Source organism: Escherichia sp. R1, assembly GCF_003000935.1.
Classification (GTDB): Bacteria; Pseudomonadota; Gammaproteobacteria; order Enterobacterales; family Enterobacteriaceae; genus Escherichia; species Escherichia coli.
The window spans coordinates 202,365-229,057 of record NZ_PSRU01000001.1 but is presented as its reverse complement, the minus strand read 5'-3'; the positions used below and the strand labels follow the sequence as shown (position 1 = coordinate 229,057).

At 50.3% G+C, this 26,693-nt stretch carries 19 protein-coding genes; 14 read left to right on the top strand and 5 right to left on the bottom strand.

Annotation, left to right across the window (positions count from 1 at the left end):
- Positions 1-522: 522 nt before the first annotated feature.
- The 8 genes from lrp (at position 523) to dmsC (ending at position 12,824) form a co-directional block, all read left to right on the top strand.
- Positions 523-1,017 (top strand): leucine-responsive transcriptional regulator Lrp, encoded by a 495-nt coding sequence (gene lrp / locus C4F37_RS01145; protein ID WP_000228473.1) that lies wholly within the window; start codon positions 523-525, stop codon positions 1,015-1,017.
- A gap of 134 nt (positions 1,018-1,151) precedes the next feature.
- Complete coding sequence (gene ftsK / locus C4F37_RS01140; protein ID WP_001675097.1) at positions 1,152-5,141, top strand: DNA translocase FtsK; 3,990 nt, start codon at positions 1,152-1,154, stop codon at positions 5,139-5,141.
- Positions 5,142-5,299: 158 nt separating this feature from the next.
- Positions 5,300-5,911, top strand: coding sequence for an outer membrane lipoprotein chaperone LolA (gene lolA / locus C4F37_RS01135; protein ID WP_001295343.1), 612 nt, complete (start codon positions 5,300-5,302; stop codon positions 5,909-5,911).
- Positions 5,912-5,921: 10 nt separating this feature from the next.
- Positions 5,922-7,265, top strand: coding sequence for a replication-associated recombination protein RarA (rarA, locus tag C4F37_RS01130; RefSeq protein ID WP_000067755.1), 1,344 nt, complete (start codon positions 5,922-5,924; stop codon positions 7,263-7,265).
- A 90-nt stretch (positions 7,266-7,355) separates the two neighbouring features.
- Positions 7,356-8,648: a serine--tRNA ligase gene (gene serS, locus C4F37_RS01125; protein WP_000886683.1), complete on the top strand. Its 1,293-nt coding sequence runs from the start codon at positions 7,356-7,358 to the stop codon at positions 8,646-8,648.
- Positions 8,649-8,886: 238 nt separating this feature from the next.
- Positions 8,887-11,331: a dimethylsulfoxide reductase subunit A gene (gene dmsA, locus C4F37_RS01120; RefSeq protein WP_001538513.1), complete on the top strand. Its 2,445-nt coding sequence runs from the start codon at positions 8,887-8,889 to the stop codon at positions 11,329-11,331.
- Between the two features lie 10 nt (positions 11,332-11,341).
- Positions 11,342-11,959: a dimethylsulfoxide reductase iron-sulfur subunit DmsB gene (dmsB, locus tag C4F37_RS01115; protein ID WP_000213098.1), complete on the top strand. Its 618-nt coding sequence runs from the start codon at positions 11,342-11,344 to the stop codon at positions 11,957-11,959.
- Position 11,960: 1 nt separating this feature from the next.
- Positions 11,961-12,824 (top strand): dimethyl sulfoxide reductase anchor subunit DmsC, encoded by an 864-nt coding sequence (dmsC, locus tag C4F37_RS01110; protein WP_001357121.1) that lies wholly within the window; start codon positions 11,961-11,963, stop codon positions 12,822-12,824.
- 35 nt (positions 12,825-12,859) lie between these two features.
- On the opposite strand, the gene ycaC is transcribed toward dmsC, so the two are convergent.
- The gene (ycaC, locus tag C4F37_RS01105) at positions 12,860-13,486 is read right to left on the bottom strand and encodes an isochorismate family cysteine hydrolase YcaC (protein WP_000165876.1); all 627 of its coding nucleotides are present in this window, start codon (positions 13,484-13,486) and stop codon (positions 12,860-12,862) included.
- 313 nt (positions 13,487-13,799) lie between these two features.
- Between ycaC and C4F37_RS01100 the strand changes: the two genes are divergently transcribed.
- Positions 13,800-14,948, top strand: coding sequence for an MFS transporter (locus C4F37_RS01100; protein ID WP_001538514.1), 1,149 nt, complete (start codon positions 13,800-13,802; stop codon positions 14,946-14,948).
- A 96-nt stretch (positions 14,949-15,044) separates the two neighbouring features.
- Here C4F37_RS01100 and pflA read toward each other — a convergent pair whose 3' ends face one another.
- The 4 genes from pflA to ycaO all read right to left on the bottom strand — a co-directional run bounded on the left by pflA (position 15,045) and on the right by ycaO (position 21,337).
- Positions 15,045-15,785, bottom strand: a complete 741-nt coding sequence (gene pflA / locus C4F37_RS01095; protein ID WP_000111043.1) for a pyruvate formate lyase 1-activating protein — start codon at positions 15,783-15,785, stop codon at positions 15,045-15,047.
- 191 nt (positions 15,786-15,976) lie between these two features.
- Positions 15,977-18,259: a formate C-acetyltransferase gene (pflB, locus tag C4F37_RS01090; RefSeq protein ID WP_001292822.1), complete on the bottom strand. Its 2,283-nt coding sequence runs from the start codon at positions 18,257-18,259 to the stop codon at positions 15,977-15,979.
- A gap of 54 nt (positions 18,260-18,313) precedes the next feature.
- Positions 18,314-19,171, bottom strand: coding sequence for a formate transporter FocA (gene focA, locus C4F37_RS01085; RefSeq protein WP_000642546.1), 858 nt, complete (start codon positions 19,169-19,171; stop codon positions 18,314-18,316).
- A gap of 405 nt (positions 19,172-19,576) precedes the next feature.
- On the bottom strand, positions 19,577-21,337 hold the full coding sequence (gene ycaO / locus C4F37_RS01080; RefSeq protein ID WP_000194829.1) for a 30S ribosomal protein S12 methylthiotransferase accessory factor YcaO: 1,761 nt from the start codon (positions 21,335-21,337) through the stop codon (positions 19,577-19,579).
- A gap of 129 nt (positions 21,338-21,466) precedes the next feature.
- Between ycaO and C4F37_RS01075 the strand changes: the two genes are divergently transcribed.
- The 5 genes from C4F37_RS01075 (at position 21,467) to cmk (ending at position 26,590) form a co-directional block, all read left to right on the top strand.
- The gene (locus C4F37_RS01075) at positions 21,467-22,159 is read left to right on the top strand and encodes a DUF421 domain-containing protein (RefSeq protein ID WP_000642852.1); all 693 of its coding nucleotides are present in this window, start codon (positions 21,467-21,469) and stop codon (positions 22,157-22,159) included.
- Positions 22,160-22,357: 198 nt separating this feature from the next.
- A complete protein-coding gene (gene serC / locus C4F37_RS01070; RefSeq protein ID WP_000057159.1) occupies positions 22,358-23,446 on the top strand; it encodes a 3-phosphoserine/phosphohydroxythreonine transaminase in 1,089 nt (362 codons plus the stop codon).
- A gap of 70 nt (positions 23,447-23,516) precedes the next feature.
- Positions 23,517-24,800 carry a 3-phosphoshikimate 1-carboxyvinyltransferase gene (aroA, locus tag C4F37_RS01065; RefSeq protein ID WP_001538515.1) on the top strand — a complete coding sequence of 428 codons (1,284 nt, stop codon included), beginning with the start codon at positions 23,517-23,519 and terminating at the stop codon, positions 24,798-24,800.
- Between the two features lie 169 nt (positions 24,801-24,969).
- Complete coding sequence (gene ycaL / locus C4F37_RS01060; RefSeq protein ID WP_001313710.1) at positions 24,970-25,734, top strand: metallopeptidase YcaL; 765 nt, start codon at positions 24,970-24,972, stop codon at positions 25,732-25,734.
- 172 nt (positions 25,735-25,906) lie between these two features.
- Positions 25,907-26,590, top strand: a complete 684-nt coding sequence (gene cmk, locus C4F37_RS01055; protein ID WP_000125016.1) for a (d)CMP kinase — start codon at positions 25,907-25,909, stop codon at positions 26,588-26,590.
- The last annotated feature ends 103 nt before the right edge of the window (positions 26,591-26,693 follow it).

The window sequence follows — 26,693 nt, the reverse complement described above, 5'->3', positions numbered from 1 at the left end:
AGACAATGGCAGGATTGTAGGGAATTTACAGACGTAAAAAAAGAGTATGACGATTTTGTTAACAATTTGTGCAATCGGCAGCATCGATAAGCAGGTCAAATTCTCCCGTCATTATCACCTCTGCTACTTAAATTTCCCGCTTTATAAGCCGATTAAATGATGAATAAACGCCCCTGTTAATGAATATCTGGCATGTTGTACTAAAAATCGATGTTTTGCTTTGACAATCCCCTGGTGTTTTGCGAAAACATTCGAGGAAGAAAAAAAACAGTATTCTTATATGCGCATAACCATGCATGTAAATACCATGTTTACCGTGCTAGTGAAATCTACGTATGGCGTGGACAGACGCCATTCGTGATGTCGATAGCTGCCACAAGGCAACGGTCTTCTCACCGTAGACCCAGGCATTGCGCGCCGTGAATCTTCATGATTTCGGTCTATCGTGACGGGTAGCGACTCTGAACAGTGATGTTTCAGGGTCAGACAGGAGTAGGGAAGGAATACAGAGAGACAATAATAATGGTAGATAGCAAGAAGCGCCCTGGCAAAGATCTCGACCGTATCGATCGTAACATTCTTAATGAGTTGCAAAAGGATGGGCGTATTTCTAACGTCGAGCTTTCTAAACGTGTGGGACTTTCCCCAACGCCATGCCTTGAGCGTGTGCGTCGGCTGGAAAGACAAGGGTTTATTCAGGGCTATACGGCGCTGCTGAACCCCCATTATCTGGATGCATCACTTCTGGTATTCGTTGAGATTACTCTGAATCGTGGCGCACCGGATGTGTTTGAACAATTCAATACCGCTGTACAAAAACTTGAAGAAATTCAGGAGTGTCATTTAGTATCCGGTGATTTCGACTACCTGTTGAAAACACGCGTGCCGGATATGTCTGCTTACCGTAAGTTACTGGGGGAAACCCTGCTGCGTCTGCCTGGCGTCAATGACACACGGACATACGTTGTTATGGAAGAAGTCAAGCAGAGTAATCGTCTGGTTATTAAGACGCGCTAACACGGAACAGGTGCAAAATCGGCGTATTTTGATTACACTCCTGTTAATCCATACAGCAACAGTACTGGGGTAACCTGGTACTGTTGTCCGTTTTAGCATCGGGCAGGAAAAGCCTGTAACCTGGAGAGCCTTTCTTGAGCCAGGAATACACTGAAGACAAAGAAGTCACATTGACAAAGTTAAGTAGCGGCCGCCGTCTTCTGGAGGCGTTGCTGATCCTTATTGTCCTGTTTGCCGTCTGGTTGATGGCTGCCTTACTAAGCTTTAACCCTTCGGACCCCAGCTGGTCGCAAACGGCCTGGCATGAACCTATCCATAATTTAGGTGGGATGCCCGGTGCGTGGTTGGCAGATACGCTGTTCTTTATTTTTGGCGTGATGGCTTACACCATTCCCGTCATTATTGTCGGCGGTTGTTGGTTTGCCTGGCGTCATCAGTCCAGCGACGAATACATTGATTATTTTGCCGTTTCGCTACGCATCATTGGCGTTTTGGCGCTCATCCTTACCTCCTGTGGTCTGGCGGCAATCAACGCTGACGATATCTGGTATTTTGCCTCCGGTGGCGTCATTGGCAGCTTACTAAGCACTACGCTACAACCACTGCTACACAGTAGCGGGGGAACTATTGCGCTGCTCTGCGTTTGGGCAGCGGGCCTGACGCTGTTCACCGGTTGGTCATGGGTGACCATTGCTGAAAAACTCGGCGGCTGGATTTTAAATATTCTTACCTTCGCCAGTAATCGTACCCGTCGCGATGATACCTGGGTCGATGAAGATGAGTATGAAGACGACGAAGAGTATGAAGATGAAAATCACGGCAAACAGCATGAATCACGCCGTGCCCGTATTCTTCGCGGCGCGCTAGCGCGTCGTAAACGGTTGGCGGAAAAATTCATTAATCCGATGGGGCGGCAAACAGATGCTGCGCTGTTCTCCGGTAAGCGGATGGATGATGAAGAAGAGATTACCTACACTGCACGCGGTGTGGCTGCTGACCCTGACGACGTCCTGTTTTCGGGCAATCGTGCAACGCAGCCAGAATATGACGAATACGATCCATTATTAAACGGTGCGCCAATTACCGAACCTGTTGCTGTAGCAGCTGCTGCTACCACGGCGACACAAAGCTGGGCTGCACCGGTTGAACCTGTGACTCAGACGCCGCCAGTTGCCTCTGTTGATGTTCCACCTACGCAACCTACAGTAGCCTGGCAGCCTGTACCGGGGCCGCAAACGGGAGAACCGGTTATTGCACCTGCACCGGAAGGTTACCCACACCAGTCACAATATGCGCAGCCTGCAGTGCAATATAATGAGCCGCTGCAACAACCTGTACAGCCACAGCAGCCGTATTATGCGCCTGCGGCTGAACAACCTGTGCAACAACCTTACTACGCTCCTGCGGCGGAACAACCTGTTCAGCAACCGTATTACGCCCCTGCGCCAGAACAACCGGTGGCAGGTAACGCCTGGCAAGCCGAAGAGCAGCAATCCACTTTTGCTCCACAGTCTACATACCAGACGGAGCAAACTTATCAGCAGCCAGCTGCTCAGGAGCCGTTGTACCAACAGCCGCAACCCGTTGAACAGCAGCCTGTTGTGGAGCCTGAACCCGTTGTAGAAGAGACAAAACCCACGCGTCCGCCGCTTTACTATTTTGAAGAAGTGGAAGAGAAGCGAGCCCGTGAACGTGAACAACTTGCGGCCTGGTATCAACCGATTCCAGAACCGGTTAAAGAACCGGAACCGATCAAATCTTCGCTGAAAGCACCTTCTGTTGCAGCAGTACCTCCAGTAGAAGCCGCTGCCGCTGTTTCTCCGCTGGCATCTGGTGTGAAAAAAGCGACACTGGCGACGGGGGCTGCCGCAACCGTTGCCGCGCCAGTCTTCAGTCTGGCAAATAGCGGTGGACCGCGTCCGCAGGTCAAAGAGGGGATTGGCCCGCAGTTGCCACGACCGAAACGCATCCGCGTGCCAACTCGTCGTGAACTGGCGTCTTACGGTATTAAGCTGCCCTCACAGCGTGCGGCAGAAGAAAAAGCCCGCGAAGCCCAGCGTAATCAGTACGATTCTGGCGATCAGTACAACGATGATGAAATCGATGCGATGCAGCAGGATGAACTGGCACGTCAGTTCGCCCAGACGCAGCAGCAACGCTATGGCGAACAGTATCAACATGATGTGCCCGTGAACACAGAAGATGCAGATGCTGCGGCAGAGGCAGAACTGGCTCGTCAGTTTGCTCAAACTCAACAACAACGTTATTCCGGCGAACAACCGGCTGGGGCGAATCCGTTCTCGCTGGATGATTTTGAATTTTCGCCAATGAAAGCGTTGCTGGATGATGGTCCACACGAACCGCTGTTTACGCCAATTGTTGAACCTGTACAGCAGCCGCAACAACCGGTAGCACCGCAGCAGCAATATCAGCAGCCGCAACAACCGGTAGCACAGCAGCCGCAATATCAGCAGCCGCAACAACCGGTTGCACCGCAGCAGCAATATCAGCAGCCGCAACAGCCGGTTGCACAGCAGCCGCAATATCAGCAGCCGCAACAGCCAGTTGCGCCGCAGCCGCATGATACCCTGCTTCATCCGCTGTTGATGCGCAATGGTGACAGCCGTCCGTTGCATAAACCGACGACGCCGCTGCCTTCTCTGGATTTGCTGACACCTCCGCCGAGCGAAGTGGAGCCGGTAGATACCTTTGCGCTTGAACAAATGGCGCGCCTGGTAGAAGCGCGTCTGGCTGATTTCCGTATTAAAGCCGATGTTGTCAATTACTCTCCGGGGCCAGTTATCACTCGCTTTGAATTGAACCTGGCACCGGGCGTAAAAGCAGCGCGCATTTCTAACTTGTCACGTGACCTTGCCCGTTCACTTTCGACGGTGGCGGTGCGTGTCGTTGAAGTTATTCCTGGCAAACCCTATGTAGGTCTGGAGTTACCGAATAAAAAACGACAAACCGTTTATCTGCGCGAAGTTTTGGATAACGCCAAATTCCGCGATAATCCGTCGCCATTAACCGTGGTGCTGGGTAAAGATATCGCCGGTGAGCCGGTGGTTGCCGATCTGGCGAAAATGCCGCACTTGTTGGTTGCGGGGACTACCGGTTCCGGTAAGTCTGTCGGGGTGAACGCGATGATCCTGAGCATGCTTTATAAAGCACAGCCAGAAGATGTGCGTTTCATCATGATCGACCCGAAAATGCTGGAGCTTTCGGTTTATGAAGGCATTCCGCATCTGTTAACGGAAGTCGTTACCGATATGAAAGATGCCGCCAACGCGCTGCGCTGGTGTGTTAACGAGATGGAGCGTCGTTATAAACTGATGTCTGCGCTGGGTGTGCGTAATCTGGCGGGTTATAACGAAAAAATTGCTGAAGCCGATAGGATGATGCGTCCGATTCCAGACCCGTACTGGAAGCCGGGTGACAGTATGGATGCCCAGCATCCGGTGCTGAAAAAAGAACCGTACATTGTGGTGTTGGTGGACGAATTTGCCGACCTGATGATGACGGTAGGTAAAAAAGTGGAAGAGCTGATAGCACGTCTGGCGCAAAAAGCCCGTGCCGCGGGTATCCACCTCGTACTGGCAACGCAGCGTCCATCGGTTGATGTTATTACTGGTCTGATTAAAGCGAATATTCCGACCCGTATCGCCTTTACCGTATCCAGTAAGATTGACTCACGTACCATTCTTGATCAGGCTGGTGCGGAATCACTGCTGGGTATGGGGGATATGCTCTACTCTGGGCCGAACTCCACGTTGCCGGTACGTGTCCATGGTGCTTTTGTTCGCGATCAGGAAGTTCATGCCGTGGTGCAGGACTGGAAAGCGCGTGGTCGCCCACAGTATGTTGATGGCATCACCTCCGACAGTGAAAGCGAAGGTGGCGTGGGCGGTTTCGATGGCGCTGAAGAACTGGATCCGTTGTTCGATCAGGCGGTGCAGTTTGTCACTGAAAAACGCAAAGCGTCAATTTCTGGCGTACAGCGTCAGTTCCGCATTGGTTATAACCGTGCAGCGCGTATTATCGAACAGATGGAAGCGCAGGGGATTGTCAGCGAACAGGGGCACAACGGTAATCGTGAAGTGCTGGCCCCACCGCCATTTGACTAATTAATGCAACGTAGACCGGATAAGACGCGATAGCGTCGCATCCGGTATTCTATCAACTGAAAATTCAGTATTTTCTTCTTTCCTCAAGCTGATTATTAGCCTGGAATAGAGAGTAGAGGGAACTCCCGATTGGGAGTGACGTAATTTGAGGAATAATGATGAAAAAAATTGCCATCACCTGTGCATTACTCTCAAGCTTAGTAGCAAGCAGCGTTTGGGCTGATGCCGCAAGCGATCTTAAAAGCCGCCTGGATAAAGTCAGCAGCTTCCACGCCAGCTTCACACAGAAAGTGACTGACGGTAGCGGCGCGGCGGTGCAGGAAGGTCAGGGCGATCTGTGGGTGAAACGTCCAAACTTATTCAACTGGCATATGACTCAACCTGATGAAAGCATTCTGGTTTCTGACGGTAAAACACTGTGGTTCTATAACCCGTTCGTTGAGCAAGCTACGGCAACCTGGCTGAAAGATGCCACCGGTAATACGCCGTTTATGCTGATTGCCCGCAACCAGTCCAGCGACTGGCAGCAGTACAATATCAAACAGAATGGCGATGACTTTGTTCTGACGCCGAAAGCCAGCAATGGCAATCTGAAGCAGTTCACCATTAACGTGGGACGTGATGGCACAATCCATCAGTTTAGCGCGGTGGAGCAGGACGATCAGCGCAGCAGTTATCAGCTGAAATCCCAGCAAAATGGGGCTGTGGATGCAGCGAAATTTACCTTCACCCCGCCGCAAGGCGTCACGGTAGATGATCAACGTAAGTAGAGGCACCTGAGTGAGCAATCTGTCGCTCGATTTTTCGGATAATACTTTTCAACCTCTGGCCGCGCGTATGCGGCCAGAAAATTTAGCACAGTATATCGGCCAGCAACATTTGCTGGCTGCGGGGAAGCCGTTGCCGCGCGCTATCGAAGCCGGGCATCTGCATTCTATGATCCTCTGGGGGCCGCCGGGTACCGGCAAAACAACCCTCGCTGAAGTGATTGCCCGCTATGCGAACGCTGATGTGGAACGTATTTCTGCCGTCACCTCTGGTGTGAAAGAGATTCGCGAGGCGATCGAGCGCGCTCGGCAAAACCGCAATGCAGGTCGCCGCACTATTCTTTTTGTTGACGAAGTTCACCGTTTCAACAAAAGCCAGCAGGATGCATTTCTGCCACATATTGAAGACGGCACCATCACTTTTATTGGCGCAACCACTGAAAACCCGTCGTTTGAGCTTAATTCGGCACTGCTTTCCCGTGCCCGTGTCTATCTGTTGAAATCCCTGAGTACAGAGGATATTGAGCAAGTACTAACTCAGGCGATGGAAGACAAAACCCGTGGCTATGGTGGTCAGGATATTGTTCTGCCAGATGAAACACGACGCGCCATTGCTGAACTGGTGAATGGCGACGCGCGCCGGGCGTTAAATACGCTGGAAATGATGGCGGATATGGCCGAAGTCGATGATAGCGGTAAGCGGGTCCTGAAGCCTGAATTACTGACCGAAATCGCCGGTGAACGTAGCGCCCGCTTTGATAACAAAGGCGATCGCTTTTACGATCTGATTTCCGCACTGCATAAGTCGGTACGTGGTAGCGCACCCGATGCGGCGCTCTACTGGTATGCGCGAATTATTACCGCCGGTGGCGATCCGTTATATGTCGCGCGTCGTTGCCTGGCAATTGCTTCCGAAGATGTCGGCAATGCCGACCCACGGGCGATGCAGGTGGCAATTGCGGCCTGGGATTGCTTTACTCGCGTTGGCCCGGCGGAAGGTGAACGCGCCATTGCTCAGGCGATTGTTTACCTGGCCTGCGCGCCAAAAAGCAACGCTGTCTACACTGCGTTTAAAGCCGCGCTGGCCGATGCTCGCGAACGTCCGGATTATGACGTGCCGGTTCATTTGCGTAATGCGCCGACGAAATTAATGAAGGAAATGGGCTACGGGCAGGAATATCGTTACGCTCATGATGAAGCAAACGCTTATGCTGCCGGTGAGGTTTACTTCCCGCCGGAAATAGCACAAACACGCTATTATTTCCCGACAAACAGGGGCCTTGAAGGCAAGATTGGCGAAAAGCTCGCCTGGCTGGCTGAACAGGATCAAAATAGCCCCATAAAACGCTACCGTTAATGTTATCGTTGCGGTAATGTTGTTAATGTATCCCTGTGGTCGCAGGCTGTGGCCACATCTCCCATTTAATTCGATAAGCACAGGATAAGCATGCTCGATCCCAATCTGCTGCGTAATGAGCCAGACGCAGTCGCTGAAAAACTGGCACGCCGGGGCTTTAAGCTGGATGTAGATAAGCTGGGCGCTCTTGAGGAGCGTCGTAAAGTATTGCAGGTCAAAACGGAAAACCTGCAAGCGGAGCGTAACTCCCGATCGAAATCCATTGGCCAGGCGAAAGCGCGCGGGGAAGATATCGAGCCTTTACGTCTGGAAGTGAACAAACTGGGCGAAGAGCTGGATGCAGCAAAAGCCGAGCTGGATGCTTTACAGGCTGAAATTCGCGATATCGCGCTAACCATCCCTAACCTGCCTGCAGATGAAGTGCCGGTAGGTAAAGACGAAAATGACAACGTTGAAGTCAGTCGCTGGGGCACCCCGCGTGAGTTTGACTTTGAAGTTCGTGACCATGTGACGCTGGGTGAAATGCACTCTGGCCTCGACTTTGCAGCCGCAGTTAAGTTGACTGGTTCCCGCTTTGTCGTCATGAAAGGGCAGATTGCTCGCATGCACCGCGCACTGTCGCAGTTTATGCTGGATCTGCATACCGAACAGCATGGCTACAGTGAGAACTATGTTCCGTACCTGGTTAACCAGGACACGCTGTACGGTACGGGTCAGCTGCCGAAATTTGCTGGCGATCTGTTCCATACTCGTCCGCTGGAAGAAGAAGCAGACACCAGTAACTATGCGCTGATCCCAACGGCAGAAGTTCCGCTGACCAACCTGGTACGCGGTGAAATCATCGATGAAGATGATCTGCCAATTAAGATGACCGCCCACACCCCATGTTTCCGTTCTGAAGCTGGTTCATATGGTCGTGACACTCGTGGTCTGATCCGTATGCACCAGTTCGACAAAGTTGAAATGGTGCAGATCGTGCGCCCGGAAGACTCAATGGCGGCGCTGGAAGAGATGACCGGTCATGCGGAAAAAGTCCTGCAGCTGCTGGGCCTGCCGTACCGTAAAATCATCCTTTGTACCGGCGACATGGGCTTTGGCGCTTGCAAAACTTACGACCTGGAAGTATGGATCCCGGCACAGAACACCTACCGCGAGATCTCTTCCTGCTCCAACGTTTGGGATTTCCAGGCACGTCGTATGCAGGCACGTTGCCGTAGCAAGTCGGACAAGAAAACCCGTCTGGTTCATACCCTGAACGGTTCTGGTCTTGCTGTTGGTCGTACGCTGGTTGCAGTAATGGAAAACTATCAGCAGGCTGATGGTCGTATTGAAGTACCAGAAGTTCTGCGTCCGTATATGAACGGACTGGAATATATTGGCTAATACCCAATTTTTCTGAATCTAAAAAGCGCCTGCGGGCGCTTTTTTTGTCTCCCTTTGATACCGAACAATAATTACTCCTCACTTACAAGTAATACTACTTTCGAGTGAAAATCTACCTATCTCTTTGATTTTCAAATTATTCGATGTATACAAGCCTATATAGCGATCTGCTATAGAAATAATTACACAATACGGTTTGTTACTGGAATCAATCGTGAGCAAGCTTGAGTGAGCCATTATGAAAACGAAAATCCCTGATGCGGTATTGGCTGCTGAGGTGAGTCGCCGTGGTTTGGTAAAAACGACAGCGATCGGCGGCCTGGCAATGGCCAGCAGCGCATTAACATTACCTTTTAGTCGGATTGCGCACGCTGTCGATAGCGCTATTCCAACAAAATCAGACGAAAAGGTTATCTGGAGCGCCTGTACAGTTAACTGTGGTAGTCGCTGCCCGCTACGTATGCACGTAGTGGACGGTGAAATCAAATATGTCGAAACGGACAATACCGGCGATGACAATTACGACGGCCTGCACCAGGTTCGCGCCTGTCTGCGTGGGCGTTCCATGCGTCGCCGTGTCTACAATCCGGACCGCCTGAAATATCCGATGAAACGAGTCGGGGCGCGCGGTGAAGGCAAATTCGAGCGCATTAGCTGGGAAGAAGCTTACGGCATCATCGCGACCAATATGCAGCGCTTGATCAAAGAGTACGGCAACGAATCCATCTATCTGAACTATGGCACCGGTACGCTGGGTGGCACCATGACCCGCTCGTGGCCGCCGGGAAATACCCTGGTCGCGCGCCTGATGAACTGCTGCGGCGGTTATCTGAACCATTATGGCGACTACTCCTCCGCGCAAATTGCGGAAGGTCTGAACTATACCTACGGCGGCTGGGCAGATGGTAACAGCCCGTCGGATATCGAAAACAGTAAACTGGTAGTGCTGTTTGGTAATAACCCTGGCGAAACGCGAATGAGTGGCGGTGGGGTGACTTACTATCTTGAACAGGCGCGCCAGAAATCTAATGCTCGCATGATCATCATCGATCCGCGCTATACCGACACCGGTGCCGGGCGTGAAGATGAGTGGATCCCTATTCGTCCGGGAACAGATGCCGCACTGGTTAACGGTCTGGCGTATGTGATGATCACCGAAAACCTGGTAGATCAGGAATTCCTCGATAAATATTGCGTTGGCTACGACGAGAAAACCCTGCCAGCCAGTGCGCCGAAAAATGGTCACTATAAAGCTTATATTCTGGGTGAAGGACCCGATGGCGTGGCTAAAACACCGGAATGGGCTTCGCAAATTACCGGTATCCCGGCAGATAAAATCATCAAACTTGCTCGTGAAATTGGTAGCACCAAACCGGCATTTATCAGCCAGGGGTGGGGGCCGCAGCGCCATGCCAACGGCGAAATCGCAACCCGTGCTATCTCGATGCTGGCGATTCTGACCGGTAACGTTGGTATTAACGGGGGGAACAGCGGCGCGCGCGAAGGTTCATACAGCTTACCGTTTGTCCGTATGCCGACTCTCGAAAACCCGATTCAGACCAGCATTTCCATGTTTATGTGGACCGATGCCATTGAACGTGGCCCGGAAATGACGGCGCTGCGTGATGGTGTGCGCGGGAAAGATAAGCTGGATGTGCCGATCAAAATGATCTGGAACTATGCCGGTAACTGCCTGATTAATCAGCATTCTGAAATCAACCGTACCCATGAAATCCTCCTCGATGATAAGAAGTGCGAGCTGATTGTGGTTATCGACTGTCACATGACCTCATCGGCGAAATATGCTGACATCTTGCTGCCTGACTGCACTGCTTCCGAACAGATGGACTTTGCACTGGATGCATCCTGCGGGAATATGTCTTACGTTATTTTCAATGATCAGGTCATTAAACTGCGCTTTGAATGTAAGACTATCTATGAGATGACCAGCGAACTGGCAAAACGTCTTGGCGTCGAACAACAGTTTACTGAAGGTCGTACTCAGGAAGAGTGGATGCGGCATCTGTATGCCCAGTCGCGGGAAGCGATTCCTGAACTGCCAACGTTTGAAGAGTTCCGTAAGCAGGGGATCTTTAAAAAGCGCGATCCGCAAGGGCATCACGTTGCTTACAAAGCCTTCCGTGAAGATCCGCAGGCTAATCCATTGACCACGCCATCGGGCAAAATTGAGATCTATTCACAGGCGCTGGCTGACATTGCCGCTACCTGGGAATTGCCAGAAGGTGATGTGATCGATCCACTGCCGATCTATACGCCGGGCTTTGAAAGTTATCAGGATCCGCTGAACAAACAGTATCCGCTGCAGCTTACGGGTTTCCACTATAAATCTCGCGTTCACTCAACTTACGGCAACGTTGATGTGCTGAAAGCAGCTTGCCGTCAGGAAATGTGGATCAACCCGCTTGATGCGCAAAAACGCGGTATCCACAACGGCGATAAAGTCAGGATCTTTAACGATCGTGGTGAGGTCCATATTGAGGCGAAAGTGACGCCACGAATGATGCCGGGTGTGGTCGCACTGGGTGAAGGTGCCTGGTATGACCCGGATGCAAAACGTGTCGATAAGGGCGGTTGTATTAACGTACTGACCACTCAACGTCCGTCTCCTCTCGCTAAGGGGAATCCGTCACATACAAACCTTGTTCAGGTTGAAAAGGTGTAAGGAGTAACCGATGACAACCCAGTATGGATTTTTTATTGATTCCAGCCGTTGCACCGGTTGCAAAACCTGCGAGCTGGCTTGTAAAGACTACAAAGATTTGACGCCAGAAGTCAGCTTCCGCCGCATTTATGAATATGCTGGTGGCGACTGGCAGGAAGATAACGGTGTCTGGCACCAGAACGTGTTTGCCTACTATCTGTCGATTTCATGTAACCACTGCGAAGATCCGGCTTGTACTAAAGTCTGCCCGAGCGGTGCGATGCATAAACGTGAAGATGGTTTTGTTGTGGTCGATGAAGATGTATGCATTGGCTGCCGTTACTGTCATATGGCTTGCCCGTATGGCGCACCGCAATATAACGAAACGAAAGGCCATATGACCAAATGCGATGGTTGTTATGACCGTGTTGCGGAGGGAAAAAAACCGATCTGCGTAGAGTCCTGCCCGCTGCGGGCGCTGGATTTCGGCCCTATCGACGAGCTGCGTAAAAAACACGGCGATCTGGCGGCTGTTGCGCCGTTGCCGCGTGCGCACTTCACCAAACCGAATATTGTGATCAAACCTAACGCCAATAGCCGCCCAACCGGGGATACCACTGGCTATCTGGCAAACCCGAAGGAGGTGTGAGATGGGAAGTGGATGGCATGAATGGCCGCTGATGATCTTCACGGTCTTCGGGCAATGTGTAGCGGGTGGTTTTATCGTTCTGGCTTTGGCGCTGCTCAAAGGCGACCTGCGAGCAGAATCCCAGCAGCGTGTTATCGCCTGCATGTTTGGTTTATGGGTGCTGATGGGCATTGGCTTTATCGCCTCTATGCTTCATCTTGGTTCACCGATGCGCGCTTTTAACTCGCTCAATCGGGTAGGGGCTTCAGCACTCAGTAACGAAATCGCCAGCGGTTCGATCTTTTTTGCTGTAGGCGGCATCGGCTGGTTGCTGGCAATGCTGAAAAAGCTTTCACCGGCATTGCGTACGCTTTGGCTGGTGGTGACGATGGTTCTTGGCGTAGTCTTTGTCTGGATGATGGTGCGTGTGTATAACAGCATCGATACAGTACCCACCTGGTACAGCATCTGGACACCGATGGGCTTCTTCCTGACGATGTTTATGGGCGGCCCGTTACTGGGTTACCTGTTGCTGAGTCTGGCTGGTGTCGATGGCTGGGCGATGCGTCTGCTGCCAGCCATTTCTGTTCTGGCACTGGTAGTGAGTGGCGTGATGTCAGTGATGCAGGGCGCAGAGCTGGCGACTATTCATAGCTCTGTGCAGCAGGCCGCAGCGCTGGTGCCGGACTATGGTGCGCTGATGTCCTGGCGGATTGTGCTTTTGGCCGTTGCCCTGTGCTTGTGGATTGCACCACAGCTAAAAGGTTATCAGCCTGCGGTTCCGCTACTTTCTGTATCATTCATTCTGCTTCTGGCAGGGGAATTAATCGGTCGTGGCGTATTCTATGGTTTGCATATGACCGTGGGGATGGCTGTCGCAAGTTAATCAGTAACAACCGGGGTTTCGGCCCCGGTTCGCTTTTATTTCTGCTTCGTTAACGTGTCATAACTGGTCATCAAGTTACGATAATCAGGAATGTGGTTAGAGAACAACGTCGCCAGTCCTTCAATATCATTACGCCAGTCGCGATGCAGCTCGCATGCCACGCCGAACCATGTCATCAATTGCGCACCAGCTTGCGACATGCGATCCCATGCCGAATGCCGGGTAATTTCATTAAAGGTCCCTGACGCGTCAGTCACGACAAAGACGTCAAACCCTTCTTCAATGGCTGAAAGCGCCGGGAATGCCACGCAAACTTCGGTTACCACACCGGCAATAATTAACTGTTTTTTACCTGTCGCTTTGACAGCTTTTACAAAATCTTCGTTATCCCAGGCGTTAATATTTCCCGGGCGAGCAATGTAAGGTGCATCGGGGAATTGTGCTTTCAGTTCTGGAACTAATGGGCCGTTAGGACCGGTTTCAAAACTGGTGGTAAGAATAGTTGGTAAGTTGAAATACTTAGCCAGGTCACCCAGCGCCAGCACGTTATTTTTAAACTTATCGGGTTCGATATCCCGTACAAGGGAAAGTAAACCAGCCTGGTGATCAACAAGCAAAACGGCAGCATCATTTTTATCAAGACGAACATACGGTTTGGTCATCCTCTTCTCCTTTCGAGAGTCAGTGGTACGTCTAAATCGGTCAGACGTGATGCATTGCTCTGAAAGCATAGACGGGAAATATGAGTTTGCTGTGACCATGAAATTTTTCGACTGAACGAAGCGTATGAAATTTGTGTTAGATCAATAAAAACAATCAGATGAGATTAATCGTCTCTTCAGCATTAGCGTTATGAATGAGTAATATAAATCGATAATACCGCCGCTGCGATATGCGCGTATTTTCACCCATTGACAATGTTTTTGGCGGTGGCATGATGCGCATGAAATTTGAACTTCCTCACGGTTTTAATTCATGTCCACGTATACCCGGCCTGTCATGCTTTTGCTGTCTGGCCTGCTTTTGTTGACTCTGGCGATCGCGGTGTTAAATACACTCGCGCCGCTTTGGCTCGCCCAGGAACACATGTCTACATGGCAGGTAGGCGTTGTCAGCTCATCCTATTTTACCGGCAACCTTGTCGGTACATTGCTGACAGGGTATGTCATTAAACGCATTGGCTTTAACCGTAGCTATTATCTGGCCTCCTTCATTTTTGCCGCTGGCTGTGCCGGCCTTGGCCTGATGATTGGATTCTGGAGTTGGTTGGCGTGGCGTTTTGTCGCTGGCATCGGCTGTGCCATGATTTGGGTAGTTGTTGAGAGTGCGCTGATGTGCAGTGGGACGTCGCGTAACCGCGGGCGGTTGCTTGCTGCGTATATGATGGTTTATTACGTCGGAACGTTTTTAGGCCAGTTACTGGTCAGCAAAGTCTCAACCGAGTTGATGAGTGTATTGCCGTGGGTTACAGGTTTGACGTTGGCAGGAATCTTACCGCTGTTGTTTACGCGTGTCCTGAATCAGCAGACTGAAAACCATGATTCGACGTCAATTACGTCAATGCTAAAACTCCGTCAGGCGCGGCTTGGCGTGAATGGCTGCATTATCTCAGGAATCGTGCTGGGATCTCTATATGGCCTGATGCCGCTGTACCTCAATCACAAAGGGGTGAGCAATGCCAGCATTGGTTTCTGGATGGCGGTACTGGTCAGTGCGGGTATCCTCGGGCAATGGCCGATTGGACGTCTGGCGGATAAGTTTGGTCGACTGCTGGTGTTGCGTGTTCAGGTCTTTGTCGTCATTCTCGGCAGTATTGCGATGCTTAGCCAGGCGGCGATGGCCCCAGCGTTATTCATCCTCGGTGCCGCTGGCTTTACGCTATATCCGGTGGCGATGGCCTGGGCTTGTGAGAAAGTTGAACATCATCAACTGGTGGCGATGAACCAGGCCTTACTGTTGAGCTATACCGTGGGAAGCCTGCTTGGCCCGTCATTTACCGCTATGCTAATGCAGAATTTCTCCGATAATTTATTATTTATCATGATCGCCAGCGTATCGTTTATCTATTTGCTGATGCTGCTTCGTAACGCCGGTCATACGCCGAAACCCGTGGCTCACGTGTAAATGAATTCAAGCAGAGTGTGAACTTACTGTTTCACACTCTGCTTTTCTGTGCACAAAAAAGCGGTAACTCAATAAAGTTGCCGCTTTACGGGGAAATTAGAACATGACCTTATGACCGTACTGCTCAAGAATGCCTTTCACGCGTTCCATGGTCTCTTTCTTCGGTGGTTTAACACCATCGAGTTTGTATTCTTCACCCATCGCCACCCATTTGTGTTTGCCCAGTTCGTGGTAGGGGAGAAGTTCGATTTTCTCAACGTTACCCATATCACGGGTAAATTCACCGAGGCGATGCGCTGAATCGTCATCGTCAGACCAGCCAGGGACAACAACATAGCGGATCCACACCTTCACATTTTTGTTCGCCAGATATTTAGCGAACTCCAGCGTGCGGTGGTTGGAAACTCCAACCAGATTTTGGTGGATCTCGTCGTTCATCTGTTTGAGATCGAGCATTACCAGGTCGGTTACTTCCAGCAGTTCATCAATCACCGGATCGTAACGACGAACAAAACCGTTGGTGTCCAGACAGGTATGAATGCCTTCTTTTTTGCAGGCGCGGAACCAGTCACGAACAAACTCAGCTTGTAGGATTGCCTCACCGCCGGATGCGGTAACGCCGCCGCCGGAAGCGTTCATAAAGTGGCGATAGGTCACCACCTCCTTCATTAAATCTTCAACGGTAACTTCTTTACCGCCATGCGTGTCCCAGGTGTCGCGGTTATGACAATACAGGCAGCGCATCAGGCAGCCCTGGAAAAAGGTGATAAAGCGAATACCCGGGCCGTCTACGGTTCCACAGGATTCAAAGGAGTGAATGCGACCAATAACTGACATTGCGGTGTTTCTCCAGATGTGGCCCATCTGAGGCCGTGTTGGTGCGCAGCTCGAAGGCTACGTCGAGTCTGTTTTGGCAGTCACCTTAAAGTATAGATAGCTGACAAAAAAGGCTCTCGTGCTAAAAAAGGCCCCACTTTCGTGGAGCCTTTATTGTACGCTTTTTACTGTACGATTTCAGTCAAATCTAATTACATAGATTGAGTGAAGGTACGAGTAATAACGTCCTGCTGCTGTTCTTTAGTCAGCGAGTTGAAACGTACTGCGTAGCCAGATACACGGATGGTCAGCTGCGGATATTTTTCCGGGTTTTCCATCGCGTCGAGCAGCATTTCACGGTTCATCACGTTAACGTTCAGGTGCTGACCACCTTCGATGGATGCTTCGTGGTGGAAGTAACCATCCATCAGACCAGCCAGGTTGGTCTTACGAACTTCGTCGTCTTTACCCAGTGCGTTCGGAACGATAGAGAAGGTGTAGGAGATACCATCTTTAGCGTAAGCAAACGGCAGTTTAGCAACGGAAGTCAGAGACGCTACAGCACCTTTCTGGTCACGACCGTGCATCGGGTTAGCACCCGGTCCGAACGGCGCGCCAGCACGACGACCGTCTGGGGTGTTACCAGTTTTCTTACCATACACAACGTTAGAAGTGATGGTCAGAACAGACTGAGTCGGGATAGCGTCACGGTAGGTGTGCAGTTTCTGAATTTTCTTCATGAAACGTTCTACCAGGTCAACAGCCAGGTCATCTACACGCGGATCGTTGTTACCAAACTGCGGGTATTCGCCTTCGATTTCGAAGTCGATAGCCAGACCGTCTTCATCACGAATCGGTTTAACTTTCGCATATTTGATTGCAGACAGGGAGTCAGCAGCAACGGACAGACCAGCGATACCACACGCCATGGTGCGGATAACGTCACGGTCGTGCAGCGCCATCAGAGAGGCTTCGTAGCTGTACTTGTCGTGCATGTAGTGGATGATGTTCAGTGCAGTGATGTACTGTTTAGCCAGCCAGTCCATGAAGTGATCCATGCGCTCCATCACTTCATCATAGTTCAGGACATCGCCTTTGATCGGTTCAGACTTCGGACCAACCTGCATTTTCAGTTTTTCGTCAACGCCGCCGTTGATTGCGTACAGCATGGTTTTCGCCAGGTTTGCACGCGCACCGAAGAACTGCATTTGTTTACCAACGATCATCGGGCTTACGCAGCAAGCAATAGCGTAGTCATCGTTGTTGAAGTCCGGACGCATCAGGTCATCGTTCTCATACTGCAGAGAAGAGGTGTCGATGGACACTTTAGCGGCGAATTTCTTGAAGTTCAGCGGCAGTTTTTCAGACCACAGAATGGTCATGTTCGGTTCCGGAGACGGACCCATGGTGTACAGGGTGTTCAGGAAACGGAAGCTGTTTTTGGTAACCAGGGTACGACCGTCGAGGCCCATACCACCGATAGATTCGGTTGCCCAGATCGGGTCGCCAGAGAACAGTTCATCGTATTCCGGAGTACGCAGGAAGCGAACCATACGCAGTTTCATGACCAGGTGGTCAACCATTTCCTGCGCTTCTTGTTCGGTGATCTTGCCAGCTTTCAGGTCACGTTCGATGTACACATCCAGGAAGGTGGAGGTACGACCGAAGGACATTGCAGCACCGTTCTGAGACTTAACAGCAGCCAGGTAGCCGAAGTAAGTCCACTGGATAGCTTCCTGAGCGTTGGTAGCCGGACCAGAGATGTCGTAGCCGTATTTCGCAGCCATTTCTTTCATCTGACCCAGAGCGCGGTGCTGTTCAGCGATTTCTTCGCGCAGACGGATAGTCTGTTCCAGGTTTACGCCGTTTTCCAGATCAGCCTGCAGAGAGGTGAACTGTGCAAGTTTGTCTTTCATCAGGTAGTCGATACCGTACAGCGCAACGCGACGGTAGTCACCGATGATACGACCACGGCCATAAGCATCTGGCAGACCGGTCAGAACACCGGATTTACGGCAACGCAGGATGTCCGGAGTGTAAACGTCGAACACGCCCTGGTTGTGAGTTTTACGGTATTCAGTGAAGATTTTTTTGATCATCGGGTCCAGTTCGCGGTTGTACGCTTTGCAGGAACCTTCGATCATTTTGATACCACCGAACGGGATAAGAGCACGTTTCAGCGGAGCTTCAGTCTGCAGACCAACGATTTTCTCAAGCTGCTTGTTGATGTAACCAGCGTCGTGAGAGGTGATGGTGGAAGCAACAGCGGTGTCAAAGTCAACTGGCGCGTGAGTGCGGTTTTCCAGTTTAACGCCTTCCATTACTTTGTCCCACAGGGTGGTGGTCGCTTCAGTAGCGCCAGCCAGGAAGGACTCGTCACCCTCGTACGGAGTGTAGTTTTTCTGAATGAAGTCACGGACGTTTACTTCATTCTGCCAGTCACCTTTGGTAAAACCTTCCCAGGCTGTGGCTAACTTTTCATTAAGCTCGGACATGTAACACCTACCTTCTTAAGTGGATTTTTTATTTACTGCGTACTTCGACAACCATTAATGGTGATCGTTTTCACGCAGGTAAATGACCCAGTATGTCAACCCAACCAACAAACCACCGCCGATAATATTACCGATCGTAACCGGAATCAGGTTATCAGTGATGAAATTCATCACGGTCAGGTGAGAAAAATTTTCCGGTGCAGAACCGACAGCGGTCCAGAATTCCGGAGATGCGAAGTCGCGGATTACAATACCCATCGGGATCATAAACATGTTTGCGATACTGTGCTCAAAACCGCTGGCAACAAACATCGCGACCGGCAGCACCATAATAAACGCTTTGTCCATCAGGCTGCGGCCAGAATAACTCATCCATACTGCCAGACATACCATCAGGTTCGCCAGGATACCAAGACAGACGGCCTCAATAAAAGTATGGTGCACTTTGTGGTCGGCGGTTTGTAGGACGTTTAGTCCCCATTGACCATTTGCGGTCATATACTCGCCGGAAAGCCACATTAAAAGTACAAACAGCAGTGCGCCGACCAGGTTGCCAAAATAAACATTTAGCCAGTTTTTCGCCAACTGACCCCAGGTGATGCGCCCACTCGCCTTGGCAACAACAATCAACACTGTGGAAGTAAAGAGATCGGCTCCGCAGACAACACAAAGAATCAACCCCAGAGAGAAGCAAATGCCGCCAACCAGTTTTGCCATGCCGAAGGGCATTGTACCTGTGCCAGTGGTTGCTGTGATATAGAAGACGAATGCGATTGAGATGAAAACACCGGCGGTAATCGCCAGATAGAAAGTCTTAAGCGGATGTTTCGTTGCTTTATAGACACCTGCCTCTTCGGCCACTTTGGCCATTGCAGCAGGAAGTAAAAGATCAAAAGGGTTGTCAGCTTTCACACTAACTCTCTCTTTATTAAGTCGGCGACGAGATACTAACAAAGCATTATAGATGAGAAATTGATATAGATCATATCTCGCCTGGCTTATAGGCCCGTAACTCGCATGGTTTTTATGCAAATACGGAGTAAATATTTGATTATCCAAATAAAAATAAATTTTAAAAATTAACAAATGAGTTGAATTTTTTCCGCATCCTCCGCTAAAACAGTTAATTAAAAGGGAGCACCTGGCGAATAAAGTAACAATATCGATCGTATTTATTAAATACAAATTACCGATATTTAACCTTATAATTACAATTATTTTATTAATGCAAATATATGTAAAGCGGGGCATTAAAAAAACGCCCCGTAATATAACTCAGACGAATCATTAAGCCTACATTGCGTAGGCTATTTGATTTTATTTTGCCCAGAATGCTGCTTTGGCGCGTTGCAGCTTTTCGTAGGCCTTCAACAACGACTGATGTGCAGCAAACGCGTGCAGATCGCTATCTACTGGTTGCAAGCCATAAAATGCCGCTTCGCCGCTCATTGCCGCACTGGCGGCTTCCACGGCATCTGCGCCGTACATGCGAACAAACGCATTCAGATATTGCAGCGGCTGGCGATCTTCTTCCTGCGCCAGTAATAACAACGTTTGCAGGCAGCGATAATAATTGGCGCGTTCCGGGCTGAATACTGATGAGTTAAACTCCATCGTCCATTCGGTCCAGACCAGAGCCTGTTCCAGATCGCCACCAGCCAGCGCCAGCATGGCTTTTAATTCACCGATACGCAGAGTGTACCAGCCGTTATCCGACCCGGTCGCCAGACCCAACAGTTCACGCACGCGGGTAAAGTCATCAAAACCTTCTTCATCCAGTTGCTCGATGAGGTTCAGGTAATCTTCCTTTTCCCACTCGCTACCTGGTAGCGAAAGAATCGTTTCACGTAAATGGCTGCCCATACTGTTATTCGCCAGCCACAGATCTTCAGCCGGATAAATATCGGACATGCCAGGCACGATAATACGGCAAGCGTAGACACCCAGATGCTCGTAATCGGCAATATAAACTTCTTTATCTTCCTTTTTGAAGATAGCCATCAGCGTGGCGAACTCTTCTTCCGTGGTGCCGGAGAAGCTCCAGTCAACAAACGGATAATCGGCATCCTGCTTGAACAGGTCCCAGGAGATTAAACCGCTGGAATCGATAAAGTGCGTTTCGAGGTTGGTATGTTCAGCGACTTCTTCATCATCGAAGGTTGGTGGAGTAAACACATCCAGATCTTTCAGGCCACGACCTTGCAGCAACTCGGTCACGGTACGTTCCAGTGCAACGCCAAAATCAGGATGCGCACCGAATGAGGCAAAGCAGGTACCGTTAGCAGGATTGAACAGTACCACGCAAATCACCGGATACTGGCCGCCAAGCGAACCGTCATAAGCGAAGATCGGGAAACCTTCCGCTTCCAGCGTTTCGATCGCTTCAACTACTGCTGGATAACGTGCCAGCACGTCTGCCGGGATTTCCGGCAAGCTGATGCTTTCAGCAATAATGCGGTTTTTCACGTAACGTTCGAAAACTTCGGACAACCCCTGAACGCGTGCTTCGTTACGGGTATTGCCAGCAGACATACCGTTAGAAACGTACAAGTTACCAATGATATTCATCGGAATATAAATGGTCTGATTGTCGGACTGGCGCGTAAACGGTAGACCGCAAATACCACGATCTTCGTTACCGGATTGCAGGTCAATCAGCATACTACCGGTCAGTTCATTCTCCGGATCGTAAAATGCGCGCAGACGGTCATCGAGCAGCCCTTCTGGTACATCGTCATTTTCGGTCAGTGGGAACCATTTTTCGTTGGGATAATGCACGAATGGGCCGTTGGCGATGGTTTCGCCCAGCCAGAAGTCCGCAAAAAAGTAGTTGGTTGAGAGACGTTCGAAATATTCACCGAGGGCAGAAGCCAGCGCCGCTTTTTTGGTTGCGCCTTTACCGTTGGTAAAACACAGTGCGCACTCTTTGTCGCGAATATGTACAGACCAGACATTAGGCACGGGATTCAGCCAGGAGGCCTCTTCAATCTGAAAACCGAGGTCTGAAAGTTTTTGCTGGAAGCGTGCGATGGAATCTTCCAGAGCGGCATCTTTGCCGGGGATAAATGTTTGCGTCATGAAAATCACTTTAGTCGTACGGAAAGCGCGCAATAATACGGGTTTTATCTCAAAGGTGCTATCACCGCCGCCACGCTGATGAACTGTTAGCTATGCTTTTAGCGGATTAACTACGATAAGAGCATAAAAATGAAGGCGTTTGATCTCCACCGTATGGCATTCGATAAAGTGCCTTTTGATTTCCTTGGCGAAGTTGCACTACGTAGTCTTTATACCTTTGTACTGGTCTTTTTGTTCCTCAAAATGACCGGAAGACGCGGTGTGCGGCAGATGTCGCTGTTTGAAGTGTTAATCATTCTGACACTGGGTTCAGCGGCGGGAGATGTGGCGTTTTATGATGATGTGCCGATGGTCCCGGTACTTATCGTCTTTATTACTCTGGCGTTGTTATACCGCCTGGTAATGTGGTTGATGGCGCACAGTGAAAAACTGGAAGATCTTCTGGAAGGCAAGCCGGTTGTCATTATTGAAGATGGCGAGCTGGCCTGGTCGAAACTCAATAACTCCAACATGACGGAATTTGAGTTCTTTATGGAGCTACGATTGCGCGGTGTAGAGCAGTTGGGGCAGGTACGTCTGGCGATTCTCGAAACCAACGGGCAAATCAGTGTTTATTTCTTTGAAGATGACAAGGTGAAACCGGGGTTACTTATTTTACCCAGTGACTGTACTCAGCGTTACAAAGTGGTGCCGGAGTCGGCGGACTATGCCTGCATCCGTTGCAGTGAAATCATTCATATGAACGCGGGGGAAAAACAATTATGTCCGCGCTGTGCAAATCCAGAATGGACGAAGGCAAGTCGGGCTAAACGGGTGACCTGACAGCCAAAACATCGGTTTTTTGAAAATAATCCGAGAGATTCTTTTGTGTGACGCGTGCCTCATTTTTGCCCTCAACGGTTTTACTCATTGCGATGCGTGTCACTGAATGATAAAACCGATAGCCACAGGAATAATGTATTGCCTGTGGTCGCAATTGATTGACCGCGGGTTAATGGCAACGCAACGTGGTGAGGGGAAATGGCTCAAATCTTCAATTTTAGTTCTGGTCCGGCAATGCTACCGGCAGAGGTGCTTAAACAGGCTCAACAGGAACTGCGCGACTGGAACGGTCTTGGTACGTCGGTGATGGAAGTGAGTCACCGTGGCAAAGAGTTCATTCAGGTTGCAGAGGAAGCCGAGAAGGATTTTCGCGATCTTCTTAACGTCCCCTCCAACTACAAGGTATTGTTCTGCCATGGCGGTGGTCGCGGTCAATTTGCTGCTGTACCGCTGAATATTCTTGGTGATAAAACCACTGCAGATTATGTTGATGCGGGTTACTGGGCAGCAAGTGCTATCAAAGAAGCGAAAAAATACTGCACACCAAATGTGTTTGATGCGAAAGTGACCGTTGATGGTCTTCGCGCAGTTAAGCCAATGAGTGAATGGCAACTCTCTGATAATGCTGCTTATATGCATTACTGCCCGAACGAAACCATTGACGGTATCGCTATCGATGAAACACCAGACTTCGGTAAAGACGTGGTGGTCGCCGCTGACTTCTCTTCAACCATTCTTTCCCGTCCGATTGATGTCAGCCGTTATGGTGTAATTTACGCTGGCGCGCAGAAAAATATCGGCCCGGCTGGCCTGACAATCGTCATCGTTCGTGAAGATTTGCTGGGCAAAGCGAATATCGCCTGCCCATCGATTCTGGATTACTCCATCCTCAACGATAACGATTCCATGTTCAACACGCCGCCGACATTTGCCTGGTACTTATCTGGCCTGGTCTTCAAATGGCTGAAAGCGAACGGCGGTGTGGTTGCAATGGATAAGATCAATCAGCAAAAAGCAGAACTGCTGTATGGGGTGATTGATAACAGCGATTTCTACCGCAATGATGTGGCGAAAGCTAACCGTTCGCGGATGAACGTGCCGTTCCAGTTGGCGGATAGCGCGCTTGATAAATTGTTCCTCGAAGAGTCTTTCGCTGCGGGCTTACATGCGCTGAAAGGCCACCGAGTGGTCGGCGGAATGCGTGCGTCTATTTATAACGCCATGCCACTGGAAGGCGTTAAAGCGCTGACAGACTTCATGGTTGAGTTCGAACGCCGTCACGGCTAATGTCGAAATTTTGCATAATCCCCACAGCCAGCCTGTGGGGTTTTTATTTCTGTTGTAGAGAGTTGAGTTCATGGAATCCCTAACGTTACAACCCATCGCTCGTGTCGATGGCACTATTAATCTGCCCGGTTCCAAGAGCGTTTCTAACCGCGCTTTATTGCTGGCGGCATTAGCACACGGCAAAACAGTATTAACCAATCTGCTGGATAGCGATGACGTGCGCCATATGCTGAATGCATTAACAGCGTTAGGGGTAAGCTATACGCTTTCAGCCGATCGTACGCGTTGCGAAATTATCGGTAACGGTGGTCCATTACACGCAGAAAGTGCCCGTGAGTTGTTCCTCGGTAACGCCGGAACGGCAATGCGTCCGCTGGCGGCAGCACTTTGCCTGGGTAGCAATGATATTGTACTGACCGGTGAACCGCGAATGAAAGAACGCCCGATTGGTCATCTGGTGGATGCGCTGCGCCAGGGCGGGGCGAAGATCACTTACCTGGAACAAGAAAATTATCCGCCATTGCGTTTACAGGGCGGCTTTACTGGCGGCAACGTTGATGTTGATGGCTCCGTTTCCAGCCAGTTCCTCACCGCACTGTTAATGACTGCGCCTCTTGCGCCGGAAGATACGGTGATTCATATTAAAGGCGATCTGGTTTCTAAACCTTATATCGATATCACCCTCAATCTGATGAAGACGTTTGGTGTTGAAATTGAAAATCAGCACTATCAACAATTTGTCGTAAAAGGGGGGCAGTCTTATCAGTCTCCGGGTACTTATTTGGTCGAAGGCGATGCATCCTCGGCTTCTTATTTCCTGGCAGCAGCAGCAATCAGAGGCGGCACTGTAAAAGTGACCGGCATTGGACGCAACAGTATGCAGGGTGATATTCGCTTTGCTGATGTTCTGGAAAATATGGGTGCGACCATTTGCTGGGGCGATGATTATATTTCCTGCACGCGTGGTGAACTGAACGCCATTGATATGGATATGAACCATATTCCCGATGCGGCGATGACCATTGCCACCGCGGCGTTATTTGCAAAAGGCACCACCATGCTGCGCAATATCTATAACTGGCGTGTTAAAGAGACCGATCGCCTGTTTGCGATGGCAACAGAACTGCGTAAAGTCGGTGCGGAAGTCGAAGAGGGGCACGATTTTATTCGCATTACGCCACCGGAAAAACTGAAATTTGCTGAGATCGCCACTTATAATGATCACCGGATGGCGATGTGTTTCTCGCTGGTCGCATTATCAGATACGCCTGTGACGATTCTTGATCCAAAATGTACCGCTAAAACTTTTCCAGACTATTTCGAGCAATTGGCGCGGATAAGTCAACCCGGCTGAATGAATAACGGGCGATAACATAGACAATCCTTTCTTTTCAAAGACGTCGGCACATTGCCGGCGTTTTTTTTCGGACCTTGTGGGGTATTTTTATTAATGGTAGCGTTAATTATCAATGTAACTTGTTGATACATAATGTTTATATATAATTAATCAACGGATGATTCACATGAAGAATACTAAATTATTGCTGGCGATTGCGACCTCTGCAGCCTTACTGACAGGATGTCAGAATACGCACGGTATTAATACCGATTTGGCTATCAGCTCAGGTCTGAATGCTTATAAAGCCGCAACATTAAGCGATGCTGATGCTAAAGCAATCGCCAATCAGGGCTGTGTCGAAATGGACAGCGGCAATAAAGTGGCAAGCAAATCCAGCAAGTACGGGAAACGTCTGGCAAAAATCGCCAAAGCATTGGGTAACAATATTAATGGCACGCCAGTCAACTATAAGGTTTATATGACCAGCGACGTCAACGCATGGGCGATGGCGAACGGTTGTGTTCGTGTCTACAGTGGCCTGATGGACATGATGAACGACAACGAAATTGAAGGCGTTCTGGGCCATGAACTGGGCCACGTCGCGTTGGGTCACTCGCTGGCTGAAATGAAAGCTTCTTATGCGATCGTGGCCGCACGCGATGCCATTTCAGCTACCAGCGGTGTGGCTTCCCAGCTTTCCCGTTCACAATTAGGTGATATCGCAGAAGGCGCTATCAATGCTAAATACTCCCGTGATAAAGAATCCGAAGCAGATGATTTCTCTTTTGATCTGTTGAAGAAACGTGGCATCAGTACCCAGGGGCTGGTTGGTAGCTTTGAAAAACTGGCCAGCCTGGATGGCGGTCGCACCCAGTCCATGTTTGATTCTCACCCACCATCAACAGAGCGTGCGCAACACATCCGTGATCGTATCGCCTCTGGTAAGTAAATCATTGTCATCTTTCGGGCTGGTCTTCTGCCTGCCCGCTATAATTGCGCAATAAATCCCCATCTGAATACAGACAAAACTGGTTTTTGCACACAACGTTAACGATTTGTGGCGTCGGCGCGTATAATGCGCGCGGTTATGTTAACGGTACGCCTGTTTTAAGGAGATAAAGATGACGGCAATTGCCCCGGTTATTACCATTGATGGCCCAAGCGGTGCAGGGAAAGGCACCTTGTGTAAGGCTATGGCGGAAGCGTTGCAATGGCATCTGCTGGATTCGGGTGCAATTTATCGCGTACTGGCACTAGCGGCATTACATCACCATGTTGATGTTGCATCGGAAGATGCGCTGGTGCCGCTGGCATCCCATCTGGATGTACGTTTTGTGTCAACCAACGGCAATCTGGAAGTGATCCTCGAAGGGGAAGATGTCAGCGGCGAAATTCGTACTCAGGAGGTGGCGAATGCTGCTTCACAAGTCGCGGCATTCCCACGCGTTCGTGAAGCATTATTGCGTCGCCAACGCGCGTTTCGCGAATTACCAGGCCTGATTGCCGATGGGCGCGACATGGGAACGGTGGTATTCCCTGATGCGCCAGTGAAAATTTTCCTTGACGCCTCCTCGGAAGAACGTGCGCATCGCCGCATGCTACAGTTGCAGGAGAAGGGCTTTAGTGTTAACTTTGAGCGCCTTTTGGCCGAGATCAAAGAACGTGACGACCGCGATCGTAATCGAGCGGTAGCGCCACTGGTTCCGGCAGCCGATGCTTTAGTGTTGGATTCCACCACCTTAAGCATTGAGCAAGTGATTGAAAAAGCGCTACAATACGCGCGCCAGAAATTGGCTCTCGCATAAGCGACCGAATTTGCAGTACCCCCGTTGCAATGGAATGACAGCGGGTATGTTAAACAACCCCATCCGGCATGGAGCCAGGTGGACGTTAAATATAAACCTGAAG

Coding starts and splice junctions, on each gene's coding strand:
- lrp (WP_000228473.1), top strand. CDS start 523: ATGGTAGATAGCAAGAAGCGCCCTGGCAAAGATCTCGACCGTATCGAT.
- lolA (WP_001295343.1), top strand. CDS start 5,300: ATGAAAAAAATTGCCATCACCTGTGCATTACTCTCAAGCTTAGTAGCA.
- serS (WP_000886683.1), top strand. CDS start 7,356: ATGCTCGATCCCAATCTGCTGCGTAATGAGCCAGACGCAGTCGCTGAA.
- dmsA (WP_001538513.1), top strand. CDS start 8,887: ATGAAAACGAAAATCCCTGATGCGGTATTGGCTGCTGAGGTGAGTCGC.
- dmsB (WP_000213098.1), top strand. CDS start 11,342: ATGACAACCCAGTATGGATTTTTTATTGATTCCAGCCGTTGCACCGGT.
- dmsC (WP_001357121.1), top strand. CDS start 11,961: ATGGGAAGTGGATGGCATGAATGGCCGCTGATGATCTTCACGGTCTTC.
- ycaC (WP_000165876.1), bottom strand. CDS start 13,486: ATGACCAAACCGTATGTTCGTCTTGATAAAAATGATGCTGCCGTTTTG.
- C4F37_RS01100 (WP_001538514.1), top strand. CDS start 13,800: ATGTCCACGTATACCCGGCCTGTCATGCTTTTGCTGTCTGGCCTGCTT.
- pflA (WP_000111043.1), bottom strand. CDS start 15,785: ATGTCAGTTATTGGTCGCATTCACTCCTTTGAATCCTGTGGAACCGTA.
- pflB (WP_001292822.1), bottom strand. CDS start 18,259: ATGTCCGAGCTTAATGAAAAGTTAGCCACAGCCTGGGAAGGTTTTACC.
- ycaO (WP_000194829.1), bottom strand. CDS start 21,337: ATGACGCAAACATTTATCCCCGGCAAAGATGCCGCTCTGGAAGATTCC.
- C4F37_RS01075 (WP_000642852.1), top strand. CDS start 21,467: ATGAAGGCGTTTGATCTCCACCGTATGGCATTCGATAAAGTGCCTTTT.
- serC (WP_000057159.1), top strand. CDS start 22,358: ATGGCTCAAATCTTCAATTTTAGTTCTGGTCCGGCAATGCTACCGGCA.
- aroA (WP_001538515.1), top strand. CDS start 23,517: ATGGAATCCCTAACGTTACAACCCATCGCTCGTGTCGATGGCACTATT.
- ycaL (WP_001313710.1), top strand. CDS start 24,970: ATGAAGAATACTAAATTATTGCTGGCGATTGCGACCTCTGCAGCCTTA.
- cmk (WP_000125016.1), top strand. CDS start 25,907: ATGACGGCAATTGCCCCGGTTATTACCATTGATGGCCCAAGCGGTGCA.